The organism is Leuconostoc inhae (genome assembly GCF_019656015.1).
Taxonomy (GTDB): domain Bacteria; phylum Bacillota; class Bacilli; order Lactobacillales; family Lactobacillaceae; genus Leuconostoc; species Leuconostoc inhae_A.
The window spans coordinates 41,300-57,650 of record NZ_BPKW01000003.1; the positions used below are offsets into that span (position 1 = coordinate 41,300).

14 protein-coding genes are annotated in these 16,351 nt (G+C 38.0%); 13 read left to right on the forward strand and 1 reads right to left on the reverse strand.

Features of this window, described 5'->3' with window-relative positions; all coding sequences use genetic code 11:
- Positions 1-15 precede the first annotated feature (15 nt).
- Together budA and udk are read left to right on the forward strand one after the other, a co-directional pair.
- Positions 16-729, forward strand: coding sequence for an acetolactate decarboxylase (gene budA, locus K5Q14_RS02225; RefSeq protein ID WP_220734207.1), 714 nt, complete (start codon positions 16-18; stop codon positions 727-729).
- On the forward strand, positions 729-1,364 hold the full coding sequence (udk, locus tag K5Q14_RS02230; protein ID WP_220734208.1) for a uridine kinase: 636 nt from the start codon (positions 729-731) through the stop codon (positions 1,362-1,364). Before budA ends, udk begins: the two co-directional genes overlap by 1 nt.
- Positions 1,365-1,408: 44 nt before the next feature.
- Here udk and K5Q14_RS02235 read toward each other — a convergent pair whose 3' ends face one another.
- Entirely contained in the window at positions 1,409-2,257 is an 849-nt protein-coding gene (locus K5Q14_RS02235) for a MurR/RpiR family transcriptional regulator (protein ID WP_220734209.1), read from the reverse strand.
- Between the two features lie 207 nt (positions 2,258-2,464).
- Between K5Q14_RS02235 and gnd the strand changes: the two genes are divergently transcribed.
- The 11 genes from gnd to cydB all read left to right on the forward strand — a co-directional run bounded on the left by gnd (position 2,465) and on the right by cydB (position 16,321).
- Positions 2,465-3,373 (forward strand): phosphogluconate dehydrogenase (NAD(+)-dependent, decarboxylating), encoded by a 909-nt coding sequence (gnd, locus tag K5Q14_RS02240; RefSeq protein WP_220734210.1) that lies wholly within the window; start codon positions 2,465-2,467, stop codon positions 3,371-3,373.
- A 110-nt stretch (positions 3,374-3,483) separates the two neighbouring features.
- Positions 3,484-5,025: a gluconokinase gene (gene gntK / locus K5Q14_RS02245; RefSeq protein ID WP_220734211.1), complete on the forward strand. Its 1,542-nt coding sequence runs from the start codon at positions 3,484-3,486 to the stop codon at positions 5,023-5,025.
- A 149-nt stretch (positions 5,026-5,174) separates the two neighbouring features.
- Positions 5,175-6,557, forward strand: a complete 1,383-nt coding sequence (locus K5Q14_RS02250) for a gluconate:H+ symporter (protein ID WP_220734212.1) — start codon at positions 5,175-5,177, stop codon at positions 6,555-6,557.
- Between the two features lie 102 nt (positions 6,558-6,659).
- Entirely contained in the window at positions 6,660-8,090 is a 1,431-nt protein-coding gene (locus tag K5Q14_RS02255; protein ID WP_220734213.1) for an APC family permease, read from the forward strand.
- Between the two features lie 57 nt (positions 8,091-8,147).
- Positions 8,148-9,482 (forward strand): aspartate aminotransferase family protein, encoded by a 1,335-nt coding sequence (locus K5Q14_RS02260; RefSeq protein WP_220734214.1) that lies wholly within the window; start codon positions 8,148-8,150, stop codon positions 9,480-9,482.
- A 255-nt stretch (positions 9,483-9,737) separates the two neighbouring features.
- Positions 9,738-12,419, forward strand: coding sequence for an alanine--tRNA ligase (alaS, locus tag K5Q14_RS02265; RefSeq protein WP_220734215.1), 2,682 nt, complete (start codon positions 9,738-9,740; stop codon positions 12,417-12,419).
- A 135-nt stretch (positions 12,420-12,554) separates the two neighbouring features.
- Positions 12,555-12,806: an IreB family regulatory phosphoprotein gene (locus K5Q14_RS02270; RefSeq protein ID WP_010016545.1), complete on the forward strand. Its 252-nt coding sequence runs from the start codon at positions 12,555-12,557 to the stop codon at positions 12,804-12,806.
- On the forward strand, positions 12,806-13,237 hold the full coding sequence (gene ruvX, locus K5Q14_RS02275) for a Holliday junction resolvase RuvX (RefSeq protein WP_220734216.1): 432 nt from the start codon (positions 12,806-12,808) through the stop codon (positions 13,235-13,237). The genes K5Q14_RS02270 and ruvX overlap by 1 nt, the downstream gene beginning before the upstream one ends.
- Positions 13,238-13,349: 112 nt before the next feature.
- A complete protein-coding gene (locus tag K5Q14_RS02280; RefSeq protein WP_220734217.1) occupies positions 13,350-13,646 on the forward strand; it encodes a DUF1292 domain-containing protein in 297 nt (98 codons plus the stop codon).
- Positions 13,647-13,835: 189 nt separating this feature from the next.
- Complete coding sequence (locus K5Q14_RS02285) at positions 13,836-15,308, forward strand: cytochrome ubiquinol oxidase subunit I (protein WP_220734218.1); 1,473 nt, start codon at positions 13,836-13,838, stop codon at positions 15,306-15,308.
- Positions 15,308-16,321 carry a cytochrome d ubiquinol oxidase subunit II gene (gene cydB / locus K5Q14_RS02290; protein ID WP_220734219.1) on the forward strand — a complete coding sequence of 338 codons (1,014 nt, stop codon included), beginning with the start codon at positions 15,308-15,310 and terminating at the stop codon, positions 16,319-16,321. Before K5Q14_RS02285 ends, cydB begins: the two co-directional genes overlap by 1 nt.
- Positions 16,322-16,351 lie beyond the last annotated feature (30 nt).

Sequence of the window (16,351 nt, forward strand, 5' to 3'; positions counted from 1 at the left end):
ACGTAAAAAATAAAAATGACTAGTTTATATCAACATGGTACGTTGGCAATGCTTATGGGTAAACAGATGCAGGGAACAATAACAGCTGCTGAACTTTTAAAACATGGGGACACAGGTATTGGTACACTGACTGGACTCAATGGTGAGGTCATTATTTTAGAAGGTCAAGTCTATCAGGCGCAAAGTGATGGGCAAGTCAATCATATTACAGACTTAGACACGTTACTGCCGTTTGCATCAATTCATTTTTATAACCCAACTCAAAATTTACCCTTTGACCAGGTTGATTTTACAACATTGAGTGATCAATTAAAATCCGCACAGTTACAAAATATTTTTTCATCTGTTAATTTTCATGCTGATTTTTCGCGGATGCATGTTCGTATTGCGCCTAAGCAAGTCACACCATTTCCAAGTTTATTAGAAGTTGCTACGAATCAACCAGAATTTGAAGAGACAAATATATCCGGTACCGTAATGGGCTATTATGCACCTGAAATATTTAATGGCCCAACGGCAGCTGGTTGGCATTTACACTTTTTGTCTGATGACAAATCTTTTGCTGGACATATTTTGGATTTTTCAGCAACTCATGTGACAGGCACGCTGCAAGTATTTGACGAATTTGTGCAACACTTGCCAATTGAGAATGCTGACTTCCGAGGCATGTCATTGGACTTAGATGGCTTGCATGCTGGTATTGAAGCCAGCGAAGGAGGAAAAAAATAATGGTTCAAAAACCATTAGTGATTGGTATTACAGGTGGTTCTGGTTCTGGAAAGACAACTGTCAGTCGTGAACTAGTACGTCGTTTAACTGCGGATGGCTCTTCTGCAATTTTGTTACAACAAGATTCATATTATAAGAGTCAATCTGACAAACCAATGTCTGAACGTATATTAACCAACTATGATCATCCAGATTCTTTCGAAACAGATTTGTTTATTTCAGACTTGCGTCGCTTATTACGACATGAATCAATTAATAAGCCAATATATGATTACGAACAGCATACACGCTCTCAAGAAGTTGAAAATGTTGAACCGGCAGATGTTGTGATTGTTGATGGTGTTTTACTATTTAACGATGAGCGCGTACGTGATTTGCTTGATATGAAAATCTTTGTTGATACAGATGATGATATTCGTTTTTTGCGTCGTTTAGAACGCGATATTGAAGAACGTGGTCGCACTGTTCGTGGTGTCATTGAACAATATTTGGCGACTGTTAAGCCGATGTATCATCAGTTCGTTGAACCAACGAAACGCTATGCGAATATTATTGTCCCAGAAGGTGGCGAAAATTTAGTAGCGATTGATATGTTAACAAATCAAGCCAAGGCGATGATTAAACAACCTAAATAATAGGCTTAATGAAAAAAGATTGTCCAACAATGGACAATCTTTTTTTAGTGTGAACGCGTTTCCTCAATAATGTTGCGCATAGTATCCACAACGTTTTGTGTTTTTTTAGATAATTGCGAACCGACAATTGTAAATAAGGTATCAATAATGGTGATTTGGGCAATAAGAGAACTCATAGATTCGCTTCGAAAATTGATTTCTTCAGCAAGTGACAGTAACACCAAATCGGCTATTTTAGATAGCGGTGAATCAGCAAAAGAAGTTATTGCAATAACTTTAACGCCGTTTTCTTTTAGTTTTTGAGCAATCAGTAAGGTATCTTTGTTACGACCTGAGTGAGAAATAACCACTGCAGCATCATCTGCGTCTAATTTGACTGCTTGCATAAGCTGAATATCATAATCAGGATGTGCTATAACATCAAGCGGGGTGCGTAAAAATTTGTGATAGGCATTAAAGGCAACAATGGATGATCCGCCTATACCAAAAAAACCAACACGTTTAGCATGAATCAAGTAATGACTGGCATCATCTAGTAAATCAGGAGATAAATTATTAATGGTAGCATTTAATGCATTAGTTGCACCAGCAAAAACTTTTTGTCCGATTGCTGCAGTATCATCTTCATCAGTAATCTCACCAAAAAAATCAGACGTTGCTGATTTTGGTGCGCTTGCCAAGGCAACAGAAAAATCGCGAAAAGAATCGAAGCCCACTTTTTTAGCAAAGCGAGAAATAGTTGCAGTTGAAACACCAGAGCCAACAGAAAGTTCTTGAATAGTTGCTTCTCCCGCAAGATTAGTATCTCGAATGACATAATCAATTAATTTATTTTCAGTTGTATTGAATTGCTTTTTTTGAGCGCGAAGCTGCGCTATAATGTTGCGTGACATAGTTTAATATTTCCTAAATTAGTTTAGTTAAAAATGACGTGCCATACGATTTTTTCAACGTAATAATTGTATACAGTATCGCTTGTTTGAATACATTAAGTATACAAGATTAGAAAATTATTTACAATAATAGGTTGCAATATGTAAATAATTTTCATATAATAAGTATGTAACAAAAATACAAAAAATATAAGAGGTAAGTAAACCATGAAGTTTGCGATGATCGGCCTTGGTAAGATGGGCTTGAACTTAGTTAAAAACGCTGTTGATAATGGTCATGAAGTTGTAGCATTTGATTTGAATGCTGATTTCGTTAAGGAAGCAACCGACTATTCATCATCAGTTGAAAGTGCATCAGACATCGATGATATGTTGTCAAAATTGCCTTCACCTAAGGCTGTTTGGGTAATGGTACCTGCAGGTGTCCCAACAAACTCAACAATCGATACTTTGATTGAAAAGATGGACAAGGGCGACATCATTATTGATGGTGGTAACTCTAACTATAAGGACAACTTGGAACAAAACAAGCGTACAACAGCTGCTGGTATCAAGTTCTTTGATGCTGGAACATCTGGCGGTATGAGTGGTGCCCGTAATGGTGGTAACTTCATGATTGGTGGCGATGATGCCCAAGCTTGGAAAGTTATCGAACCACTCTTTGAATCAATCGCTGAAGAAGATGGTTACTTGTACACAGGTCGTTTGGGATCAGGTCATTATTTGAAGATGGTTCATAATGGTATCGAATATGGTATGATGCAAGCAATTGCTGAAGGCTTTGAAGTTTTGGAAGCATCACAATTCGATTACGATTATGAAGCTGTTTCAAAGTTGTGGAATCATGGTTCAGTTATCCGCTCATGGTTGATGGAATTGGCTGAAGAACAATTTGCTAAGGATCCACATTTGGATGCTATTGCAGGTCGTATGCATTCATCTGGTGAAGGTCAATGGACTGTTCAAGAATCATTAGATCTTGGCGTACCAGCCCCTGTTATCTACTTGTCACTTGCAATGCGTTACCGTTCATTACAAGATGACACATTTACAGGTAAGGTTGTTTCAGCTTTGCGTAACGGCTTTGGCGGTCACGCAATGGATTCAGCTAAATAATTAATTAATATAAGTACTGTTTAATTGTTGAACAGAAGCTCCCGCTAAGGGAGCTTTTTCTGTCTTGAGTGAATATTGTTTAGCGGTTAGCAAAAAGTTGAGGGAAAATTATGGAATATATGATTGGTGTTGATTTAGGTACAACAGCAACAAAAGCAGTTTTATTTGACGATCAAAATCAAGTTGTTACGACTGTAAGCAAAGCATATCCGTTATACCGTGATTTACCAGACATGGCTGAAGAAGACTTAGATGAAATTTTTGATGCGCTAATGGATGCTTTGCATGATATTGTGCGTGACGCTCACTTTAATACGGATGATGTGGTTGCAGCAGTTTCGTTTTCATCAGCTATGCATTCATTAATAGCCTTTGATGAAGATTGGCAGCCACTGACTCGTGTTATTACATGGGCTGATACACGTGCTGTAAAGTATACGGAAAAATTAAAAAAATCTGGTCTTGGTGATCAAATCTATAAAAAAACCGGTACACCGATTCATCCAATGGCACCTTTATCAAAGTTATTGTGGTTGCAAGCAGAGCATTCTGATATTTATAATCGTGCGGCACATTACTTAGGCATTAAAGAATATTTGTTCCACCGTTTGTTTGGTACAAATAAAATGGATATTTCTTTAGCTTCGGGTACGGGATTATTTAACATTTTCAATCTTGATTGGGATGAACAAGCTTTAGAAGTTACTGGTATAAATAAAGAGCAATTACCAACACCGGTTGAACCCTATGAATATGAAACCGGGATGGCGACTGAATATACTGTGATTACCGGATTACCAAGTAGTACACCATTTGTTTATGGTGCAGGTGATGGTCCATTATCTAATTTAGGTGTTAATGCGGTTAAACCTGGTGTTGCAGCAATTACAATTGGGACATCAGGTGCCATTCGTGTGGTATCAGATCAGCCAGTAATTGATCCAAAGGGGCGGACATTTACTTATGCCTTGGATAAGGATCATTGGGTCATTGGTGGCCCTGTTAACAACGGTGGGGATGTCTTTCGATGGGCGCGCGACAATATGTTCGATGCCGAAAAATCAACGGCTGCTTTACTTGGGACAGATGCTTATGATTTAATGACACAAATTGCTTCGCGTGTTCCTGCGGGTTCTGAAGGTTTGATTTTTCATCCCTATTTAGGTGGAGAACGTGCACCCATTTGGGATGCAAACGCTCGAGGATCATTCTTTGGTTTAAATCACAGACATACACGAGCTCATATGGTACGTGCTGTTCTGGAAGGCATTACCTTTAATATTTATATGGTTAGTTTAGCGCTAGAAGAAGTTGTGGGCGAGTTAACATCAATTCAAGCAACTGGTGGCTTTGCGCGTTCACCATTGTGGCGTCAAATGTTTGCTGATATTTTTGAACAACCTGTCACTGTGCCAGAAGCATTTGAATCAGGCGCACTAGCTGCAGTAATTGTGGCACAAAAAGCCTTAGGAAAAATTGATGACTTGTATGAAATTGAAAAGTATGTTGGCAATTCAAATACATACCAACCAATGCCAGAAAATTTTGAAGCTTATCGTGAATTAGCACCTATTTTTATTCGGTTATCTCGACAGTTACAAACTGAATATGAGAATATTGCCAATTATCAAAGAAAGCATGCAAGTAAATAACATACGACATGATATAAAAGGATTAAAATTAATACATTCAGGCAATGAATTAGTCAGTTAAGTGCTTAATGGTTAAATTATTGTGGTTAGTATTAAAATAATTATTTAGGAGAAAACGCGTTGTTAAGGATACGCGTTATATAAATAACATGGAATTTGTCATGTTGATTGTATCAATTTTAATTTTATTGCTTTTAATAGCTAAATTTAAATTGAATACATTCGTTTCATTAATTATTACAGCTTTTATTTTGGCTTTACTACTCGGTATGAAGCCTATGGAGATTCCAGATGCTGTATTGGGTGCACAAGGTGTTGGTAATATTTTGGGACCTAATTCTGTTATCTTTATTTTTGGTGGCATGATTGGTCGACTAGTTGCTGATGCTGGTGGTTCATATCGTATCGCCAAGACCTTGATTGATTGGTTTGGCGTTAAGCGCTTACAATGGGCGGTATTGATTGCCTCGTTTATTATTGGTATTTCAATGATTTTCGGCGTTGGTATGGTATTATTAATTCCTATTGTGTTTGCTGTTGCGATTGAATCAGGGGTGCCTTTACTTTACCTTGGTATCTCAATGACTGCTGCACTATCATCTGCACAAGGATTTTTGCCACCTCAGCCAGCGCCAACGGCTGTTGCTTCAGCATTGGGTGCTAATATTGGCATGATGCTGATTTTTGGATTAGTTGTCTCAGTTATCACAGCTATTGTTGCGGGACCATTATTTACAAAATTGGCACAAAAATATGCACCTGACGCGTTTCAATTTAAAACTGAAATTGCCGCAGTGGGTCCAGTGAAAGAATATGATTTGAAGACCACACCTAACTTCGGATTATCTGTGCTAACTTCGATCTTTCCATTAATATTTATGATTATTGCCACCATTTATAAATTGATTTATACAGGTGGTGTGACACCTAAAAATCCAAATTTGATGGATCAAATTATTGAGTTTGCTGCTAATCCGGCAGTTGCCATGACGATTGCTTTGATTTTCGCAATATTTACAATGGGTATTTGGCAACATAAGTCGATGACCGAGGTAGGCAAATCACTCAATGCCGGTATGGCAGCAGTTGCGGGTATTTTGTTAATTGTTGGTGGTGGTGGCGCTTTGCGTGGTGTATTGGTTACGTCAGGTTTGTCAGATAAAATTGCATCAACATTCCAGTCAGGTGGCGCAATGAGCCCAATGGCTATTGTCCTGTTTGCGTGGGGCGTTGCAGCCATTTTACGTATTTCAGTTGGTTCAGCTACGGTAGCTGGTATGACAGCTGCAGGCATTGTAACGGGTATTTTAGCTGCTAATCCAGGCAATACATTATTACCAGTGTTCGTGGCATTAGCTATTGGTGCAGGCTCACTTATTGCTTCACATGTTAATGATGCTGGTTTTTGGATTTTTAAAGAATTCTTTGATTTATCAGTTAAACAGACTTTTCAAATTTGGACAGTACTTGAGACAATTATCTCAGTGACTGGTCTAATAATCATTTTAATTATGACGGCTATATTTGCATAATATATTTAAAGCAGAATTTCGATTCTGTTTTTTTATTGACAATAAGATTAGAAAATGTTAATATTGTCAAGTAACTTTTGTAACCTTTGGAGGGATAAATATATGTCGGAATCAAAATCAAAAACTGGGTGGTTTCATAAAGCGAGTCCATCGAGCTTTGCTAGTAGTGATGCGCACTTACGTAAAACACTAGGGGTTAAAGAAATGTTGGCACTAGGGATTGGTACAATCGTATCAACTGCCATCTTCACACTGCCTGGTATTGTAGCTGCTAATCATGCTGGACCGGCGGTTGCAATTTCGTTTGTTATTGCTGCTATTGTATCGGGGCTGGCCGCCTTTGCTTACTCTGAATTTGCGTCTGCTTTACCATTTGCTGGCTCAGCTTATACCTGGGCAAATGTTGTTTTTGGTGAAGTGTTTGGCTGGATTGCTGGCTGGGCGCTTTTAGCGGAATATTTTATTGCCGTTGCTTTTGTGGCTTCTGGCTGGTCAGCAAACTTCAAACTATTTCTTGGATCTCATAATCTAGTCTTACCACCTGCCTTAGCAGGATCATTTGCTGCTGGGCATGGTGGCATGGTTGATATCGCTTCATTATTTGCAGTTTTAGTCGTAGCTGTTTTATTGTGGCACGGAACAAACACAACAGCGCGCGTTGAAAATGTGTTAGTTGTTGGTAAAGTATTAGTTATTTTGATTTTCATTGGCGTTGGCTTAACGGCCATTCACCCGGGTAACTACGTACCCTTTATTCCACCTCGTAATGAGAGTACCAATTTTGGTGGTTGGTCAGGTGTGTTTGCTGGCGCCTCACAAATTTTCTTAGCTTATATTGGTTTTGATTCTATTGCAGCCAGTTCAGCTGAAGCTAAAGATCCAAAAAAGACGATGCCACGTGGTATTATTGGTTCCTTGATTATTGCGACAATCCTGTTTGTAACAGTAGCATTGGTCTTAGTTGGTATGTTCCATTATTCAAAATATGCCAATAACGCAGCGCCTGCTGCATGGGCATTGTTGCACTCTGGACATGAATTTACATCTAATTTATTATCAATTGTAGCTTTGCTTGGTATGTTCACCGCAATCATTGGTATGATGCTTGCTGGTTCACGATTATTGTATGCTTTTGGCCGAGATGGGTTACTACCTGCTTTCTTAGGAAAAGTTAATGATAAAGGTCTTCCTAACAATGCTTTATTAGTATTGTCAATTATTGCTATTTTGATTGGTTCAGTATTTAGCTTTACCGAGTTAGCTGGACTGATTTCTGCCGGTACTTTGATTGCATTTATAATTGTGTCACTTGGTATTTATGCATTGCGTCCCCGTGAAGGCAAAGATATTCAAGAACCAGGATTTAAAATGCCGTTTTATCCAGTGATGCCAGCACTGTCAGCGTTAGGATCTGGATTTATTTTTTATGAATTAGACAATCAAGCAAAATTGTATGCTTTTGGATGGTTTGTTATTGGTTTAATTATTTACGCTGTTTATGGTGTTAGACACAGTAAAATATCGCGCGAATAAACTTCGAAAGTCCTGTTAAATCGGGGCTTTTATTGTAAGCAAAAAGAAGGTGACTGTATGTCAAAAAATCAAGATATTTTGAATGAAGAAAAAATACATTTAGCCGATGCAACTCGGGTTAAATATTTTGATATAGTTATTGATCACGGTCAAGGCGCAGTAATTACTGACGCAAATGGTCGCGACTATATTGATCTTTTAGCCAGTGCTAGTGCAACTAATATTGGACATTCGCATCCAAAAGTTGTGGCAGCAATTACGGCGCAAGCAAAAAAACTGATTCAGTATACACCGGCGTATTTCGCTAATACAACGACAGCTACTTTAGCAAAGCGATTAACTGAGCTGGCACCTGGAAATTTTGATAAACAAGTTGCTTTTGGTAATTCAGGTTCAGATGCCAATGATGCAATGATTAAATTTGCTCGAGGATATACTGGTCGGCAATATATTGTGAGCTTTACCGGTGCTTATCATGGATCAACCTATGGTGCGTTGTCTATTTCTGGCGTGAGTTTAAATATGGCACGTCATATTGGACCACTTTTACCAGGAACTGTTAAAGTCCCTTTCCCGGATCAAACACAGAGATTATCTGGAGAATCGGACAATGATTTTTCCGAACGGTTATTTAAACAATTTAAATTACCGTTTGAAACTTATTTACCAGCAGATGAAGTGGCCCTAGTAATCATTGAACCTATTCAAGGTGATGGTGGCATCATTAAGGCACCACAAAAGTATATGTCATTAGTATATGAGTTTACTAGAGAAAATGGGATTGTTTTTGCTGTTGATGAGGTTAATCAAGGGCTAGGGCGGACAGGAAAAATGTGGTCGATTGATCATTTTGGTATTGCACCGGATATGATGAGTATTGGCAAATCAATTGCAAGCGGGTTACCATTAAGTGCTGTTATTGGTCGTACTGAGATTATGTCGAGTTTGTCAGCGCCAGCTAATGTCTATACAACCGCGGGAAATCCCGTTACCGCTGCAGCGGCATTGGCAACGCTAGATGTCATAGATGAAGAACAGCTAGTAACACGTTCTGCAAGATTAGGCCTGTTAGCGCAAGCATTTTTTCAACAAGCAGCACAACGCTATGCATTTATTAGTGATGTAAGATTATATGGTTTGAATGGTGGCATTGATATTGTAGACATGGCTGGTATGCCCGATAATGAGGCAACAACAAAGTTAATTTATCGTATTTTTGAATTAGGCGCAATTATGATTAGCCTGCGTGGCAATACGTTACGTTTTCAACCACCATTAGTGATAACAGAAAAGCAATTAACCCATGCATTTAATATTATAGAACAGGCGTTTAGTGAGTTAGCATCTGGTAAGTTAACTTTGCCAAAAACTGACAATCATATTGGTTGGTAATGTGCTATAATAATTTATGAAATCTGAATATGCAAAATTTCTAAGACGTCAAGTTAGAAATGTGTTGGTTAATGTGAGACACACGTCACGAATTTTGTGCTCTCAGGTCATCTTGTAACTGAAAAGTTACCGCGCCTCAGCGTTATGAGATTTAAAGGTAAAGATTAAAGATCATTACAAATTGCGGTGGTACCACGGTCACGCGTCCGCACTTTGTTATGGTCTTTTTATAGTTAAATGAAGGAGAAATTAATTATGAAAGAACTCAATTCCTCACAAATACGTCAAATGTTTTTAGACTTTTTTGCATCAAAAGGGCATGAAATCGTGCCTTCAAAAAATCTTATTCCAAAAGATGATCCAACCTTATTATGGATTAATTCAGGTGTTGCCACTTTAAAAAAATATTTCGATGGCTCAGTTATCCCAGAAAATCCAAGAATTACTAATGCACAAAAGGCTATTCGAACCAATGATATTGAAAATGTTGGTAAAACAGCACGACATCATACATTATTTGAAATGATGGGTAATTTCTCAATTGGTGATTATTTTAAAGAAGAAGGGATTCCTTGGGCATGGGAATTATTAACAAGCCCTGATTGGTATGGTTTGGATAAAGAATTATTATATGTCACAGTTTATCCCAAAGATACTGAAGCTAAAAAAATCTGGCAAGAAAAAACAGATATTCCAGAGGGGCATATTTATGAAGTAGAAGATAACTTTTGGGATATTGGTGAGGGACCTTCAGGACCAGATTCGGAAATTTTCTTTGATCGCGGTAAAGATTTTCAGGATTTGCCAGACAATGATCCAGAAATGTATCCAGGTGGTGAAAATGAACGATATTTAGAAATTTGGAACATTGTCTTTTCACAATTTAATCATCTGCCAGGTTTAACAGATAACGCGCAATATCCAGAATTGCCACATAAGAATATTGATACTGGTATGGGCCTTGAACGTGTAGTTTCTGTTTTCCAAAAAGGGCGCACTAACTTTGATACAGACTTATTTTTACCAATTATTAAAGCAACTGAAGTGATGTCAGACGGCTTTAAATATGATAGCCGTATCAACTCAGAAAGTAATACAAGTTTTAAAGTTATTGCCGATCATATTCGTGCGGTGACATTTGCAATTGGTGATGGTGCATTACCTTCCAATGAAGGGCGCGGATATGTTATTCGGCGTTTACTACGTCGCGCAGTTTTGCATGGCCAAAAATTAGGTATAACAGGTGAATTTTTAACACAGTTGGTTCCTGTTGTGGGCAATATCATGCAAAGCTATTATCCGGAAATTTTGGAAAATACAGCTAAAATTCAAAAAACAATTGCCGCTGAGGAAAAACGTTTTAATGCAACATTAACTGGTGGTTTAGCATTACTAAACCAGGTTATTAATCAAGCTAAGGCAGAAAACAAGACACAATTATCCGGAGCTGATGCTTTTAAGTTATCTGATACCTATGGTTTTCCTTTGGAATTAACACAGGAACAGGCTGCTGATGCTAACTTGACTGTTGATATTCAAGGATTTAATGATGCGCTTCAAGCACAACGTACGCGTGCACGTGCCGCACGCGCAACTGACAAATCAATGGGTGTCCAAAATGCAGTATTGACGGATTTGAAAGTTGACTCTCAGTATGTTGGGTGGTCAGTTACTGCGGTTGAGGATGCCAAAATTTTGGCTATTATTGGTCAAGATAAGCAAGGTGTTGATGCCTTATTAAATTCAGCTAGTACAGGCCAAAAGTTACAATTAGTCTTTGATAAGACACCATTCTATGCTGAGATGGGGGGGCAAGTAGCTGATTACGGTGAGGTGTCAACGACCTCAGGTAAAGTTATTGCCCATGTCGTTGATGTGCAAAATGCGCCAAACGGACAGCATATTCATACAGTTAATGTGTTAGGTGATTTTAGTTTGACTGACACAGTGAATTTGCAAGTAGATCTTGCACGTCACAGTGCAATATCAAGAAATCACACTGCAACTCACATGTTGGATCAATCTTTACGAAATATTATTGGCGGTGACATACATCAAGCTGGGTCACTTGTAGAGCCTGAATATTTACGCTTTGATTTTACTAATGAAGGCCCCGTTTCAGAGAAAAATATAGAAAAAATTGAAACCTTGATGAACCGTGAAATTGCTAATAATTTGCCTGTGTCATGGTTAGAAACTGATATTGAATCAGCTAAAAAAATGGGAGCTGTGGCTGTGTTTGGCGAAAAATATGGTACCTTAGTTCGTGTTGTTTCCATTGGTGATTTCAATAAAGAGTTCGATGGTGGTACACATGCTAAATCTACTGCAGAACTTGGTTTATTTAAAATTGTTTCTGAATCAGGTATTGGTGCAGGTGTTCGTCGTATTGAGGCGGTAACTGGTTTACAAGCACTTGCGTTATACAAAGAAGAAGAAACTGCTTTAAAAGCTATCGCAGTGACTGTCAAAGCACAAAAACTAACAGATGCCCCTGTAAAAGTGACCGATATGCAAGCAGAATTAAAGGCAACACAACGCACGTTAGAGTCACTTGAATCTCAATTAGCTAATGCTGCTGCTACGGAAGTATTTTCTGATGTGAAAACAAGTCACAAACACTCATATATCACCGCACAACTACAAGTTTCAGGCATGGATGGTTTGCGACAAGTGGCCGATAATTGGAAAACCAATTATCCATCTGATGTTTTGGTATTGGCGGCTACTGTTGATGGTCGAGTTAATCTGATTGTAACCGCATCGCCAAATGCAAATGCCGCAGGTATTAAAGCAGGAGACCTAATTAAAACCATTGCCCCTCTAGTAGGTGGTGGTGGCGGTGGACGCCCTGATATGGCCCAAGCAGGCGGTAAAAACCCTGCAGGCATTGCTGACGCATTTGCGGAAGTCGCTAATTATTTAGCTAAAGTGTAAACAAAAAGTTGGATTCTTTACCTGATTGTTATGTTATGGTTATAATAATTAGGTATAGTGGTGGTATGCAACAAATCAAGATTTTCATATGATGATAAGATATCATAAATTTTCAAAAGGAAAGGAGCGTGTACGATGTCAGTAGGAGATGAAACAGCTATATTTGATTTTGGCAATCAAATGCCAAAAGATATCCATGATACATTAGAGATAGTTTATAATGCCCTAGAAGAAAAGGGTTATAATCCAATTAATCAAATTGTTGGTTATTTAATGTCAGGAGATCCAGCCTATATCCCGCGTCTTAATGATGCCCGTAATTTAATTAAACGTCATGAACGTGATGAAATTATTGAAGAACTTGTGCGCGCCTATCTAAAAAAATAATGCGTATATTAGGATTAGATGTAGGAAGCCGTACAGTTGGTGTATCAGTTAGTGATCCTATGGGATGGACCGCACAAGGCGTTGAAATTATTCGTATCAATGAGGACGAAAAAGAATTTGGTTTGAAACGACTTGGTGAAATTATCAAGGAAAAACAAGCTAAAGGAGTCGTTGTTGGTTTACCAAAAAATATGAATAATTCTGAAGGGCCACGAGCAGAAGCTGCGCGTGACTATGCCAAAATGGTAGAAGAAAATTTTGAATTACCAACAGATTTTCAGGATGAACGACTTACCACTGTACAAGCAGAGCGTATGTTAATTGAAGAAGCAGATGTGTCGCGAAAAAAACGAAAACAAGTCATTGATAAAATTGCTGCCGAGTTTATTTTACAAAACTATTTAGATGCTAATGGTAAATTAACAAAATAACGTAAAAACAACGTTTCTATACGAAACGTTGTTTTTACGTTATAATATAGTTATTAACTTTGAAGGGAATGCGTGAATAAGTTGTTAACAACTTATTCACGCGCTAATAAATATGGCAAATCAAAACGAGATACAAAACATCACATTAGTTGATGAAAATGGGGATGAAACACTGTATGAAATACTATTCACATTTCACTCTGATGAGTATAGTAAAGATTATATTTTGCTTGTTCCAGAAGGTGTTGAAGATGATGAAGAAGTTGATATTCAAGCTTACATCTTTAGTCCTGATGAAAATGGGGATGCCACTGAAGAAGACCTGATTCAAATAGAAGATGATAAAGAATGGGACATGGTTGAAGAAGTATTAAATACATTTTTAGACGATGATAATAATTTTGAATAACGACTGAAAACGCAGTTTGCGTTTTTTTTGTTACAAAAATTTAACAACTTAATTGCTTATCAAGTGATAAACTAGGAAATGGAGATGATACAGGGAATAATGGCATCTTAGTATCTTTGACGAGTTAAAAATGAATGATGAGTTACTTTTCAGTAAAGATAAGCGCTGGTCATAACTTTGGAGGAACACATGGTTACATTAGTAGGCATTCTGGATTTAGCAAGATTTCAGTTTGCAATGACAACGATATTTCACTTCTTTTTCGTACCAATGTCAATTGGTTTGGGTGTGGTGGTATCGGTTATGGAAACATTGTACGTCATCAAAAAAGATGTGATGTACAAAAAAATGGCACAGTTTTGGGGCAAAATATTCTTACTCAGTTTTGCCGTTGGTGTTGTAACAGGACTAATTCAAGAGTTTCAGTTTGGTATGAATTGGTCTGCGTATTCAAGATATGTCGGAGATATATTTGGTTCGCTGTTAGCGATAGAAGCCTTAGTAGCATTCTTTGCTGAATCAACATTTATCGGTTTATGGTCATTTACATGGGATCGATTTAAGCCGGGTATTCATGTTTTGTTCATTTGGATAACAACCATTGGATCCGCAATATCATCGCTTTGGATTTTAGCTGCGAACTCATTCATGCAAAATCCTGTAGGTTATGCCATTGATAATCATATGGGACGTGCCCAGCTAGTTAGTTTTAGTGCATTGCTCAAAAATAAGCAATTGTGGGTTCAATTTCCACACGTACTTGTTGGCACATTAATTACAGCTGGTTTCTTAGTAGCTGGTATGTCGGCATTTAAACTATTAAATTTGAAAAAAAATGATAGTCAAATTCTATTTTTCCGAAAATCAATTAATATTGCTTTGATTATTGGTATGATTGGCATAGCTGGTGCATTAGTGACAGGTGATAGGCATGCTTTTGATTTGCAATCCATGCAACCTATGAAGTATGCAGCGATGGAAGGTGTCGATGAGACAATTAAATCATCTGACAGAAAAGACAAAGCTCAGCCATGGTCTGCTATCTCTGTTACAAATCCTGATACACATAAAGTTATTGCCAAGATTGAAATACCATATGTCTTATCGATTTTGGGGCATCATTCATTAACGGGTGGTGATACAGTTGGTACAACAGAGCTTGAAAAGCAATTCCAAAAGAAATACGGTAAAACACATGGTGATATTAAAAATTATTATGTGCCCGAAAATACGTTATTTTATGCCTTTCGTGTCATGGCAGTTGGTGCCGGTGGTTTGCTCATGTTAGCAATTGTTGCTTTGTGGATGAACCGTAAAAAGTCTCAACTTATTTTGACACAACGCTGGTTTTTATGGATTTTGGGTATTGCCATTTATGTGCCATTTGCATTAAACACTGCTGGTTGGTTGGTAACAGAGTTAGGTCGTTATCCATGGGTTGTTTATGGCTTAATGCCAATCAGTGATGCCGTTTCGCCAAATGTTTCGGCAGCCTCACTCTTGATTTCTAATATTATCTACTTTTTGACTTTTGCAGCCATTGGTGGTGTGATGATTTGGTTAGCACGCAGAGCATTGCATGCAGGGCCATACGCTGAAGAAGAGGCACAGTCGTCACAAAGTGACCCTTATAGTCATTTATCAGAAGGGAGTGAAGCTTAATGAGTACTTTGGAAATTGTTTGGTTTGTTTTGATTGGTATTTTATGGGCAGGCTTCTTCTTTTTAGAAGGTTTTGATTTCGGTATTGGCATGCAGTTTGTTCTTAATGCCCGCGACCAAAAAGATCGCGAGGCTTTATATCAAGCTATTGGTCCGAACTGGGATGCAAACGAAGTGTGGCTAGTTAGTGCTGGTGCGTCAATGTTTGCGGCATTTCCATTTTGGTATGCTTCTTTGTTCTCAGGATTCTATTTGATGCTATTTGTTGTTTTATTAGCTTTAATTTATCGTGGTGTGTCATTTGAGTTTCGTGAGCAAATGCCGACGATTCAAGGGACACAACTTTGGGAACGCTTAATTGCACTCACATCATTTTTGGTGCCATTCTTCTTAGGCATGATTTTCACCGCTATGGTTTCTGGCACACCAATAGATGCACAAGGTAATTTATCAGCAGGATTTTTTGATTATGTGACGCCGTTTACATTAGTTGGTGGCGTAGCAGTATCGTTAATGAGTTATGTGCATGGATTAAATTATACACGGTTGCGTATAGAAGGACCGTTACGACAACGGGCGCTGACACAGTTAAAATACTTGTATCCGGTTTTACTAGCTGGTGAGGCATTGTTTGCCGTATTGTTATTCTTTTATACAGATTTTATACAAACTAAAACAGTATTAATGCTTATCCTTTTGGTAACACTTGTTTTAACGACTATTATAGGCTGGGTATTAGCTGTGCAAAAGCGGCAGGAAATTATACCATTTATCTTGTCGGGCCTAGCATTGATTGAAGTGGTTGTGTTGCTATTTTCCGGACTGTTTCCACGCGTAATGGTAGCAAATAATCCATTACACACATTAAATATTGTGACAGCATCTTCTTCTGCTTATACATTAAAGGTGATGACAATTGTTGTGATGATTGCTTTACCTGTCACACTCGTTTATCAAATTTGGAGTTTCTGGGTTTTCCGTAAACGTATTGTGTCACACAAAGTGGTAGAATAAAATTAACAAAAACGTTTACAATTGTATGTA